Below are 257 nucleotides of genomic sequence, written 5' to 3'. Positions count from 1 at the left end.
TGAAACGCCGAACAGATTGGCAGCGCCAAAGGCCACACCAAGCGCAATGGCCAGCACACCAAGACGGAACAATTCACGCGAGCCGCTGGCGGAGATAACTTCCAGAACCCAAGGCACAACGCGCTTGCCAACCACCAGCATCAGAGCGATGAAAAGCGCGATCTTGATCAGGGTCAGCATAATGATGCCGGTAATACCAAGCCCCAGATATGAGGCAATCGGATCGGACGGCACAGTGCCGGAATTGCCATGCAACA

The 257-nt window shown here is 55.6% G+C and carries 1 pseudogene; it reads right to left on the bottom strand.

Annotation, left to right across the window (positions count from 1 at the left end):
- Positions 1 to 257: pseudogene (locus HBA93_RS22060) on the bottom strand (portal protein); the annotation flags it as partial.

The organism is Ochrobactrum sp. SFR4 (assembly GCF_019730395.1).
Lineage (GTDB): Bacteria > Pseudomonadota > Alphaproteobacteria > Rhizobiales > Rhizobiaceae > Pseudochrobactrum.
Note: the sequence above shows the minus strand (reverse complement) of the source record. Positions and strands in the feature narration are given on the sequence as shown.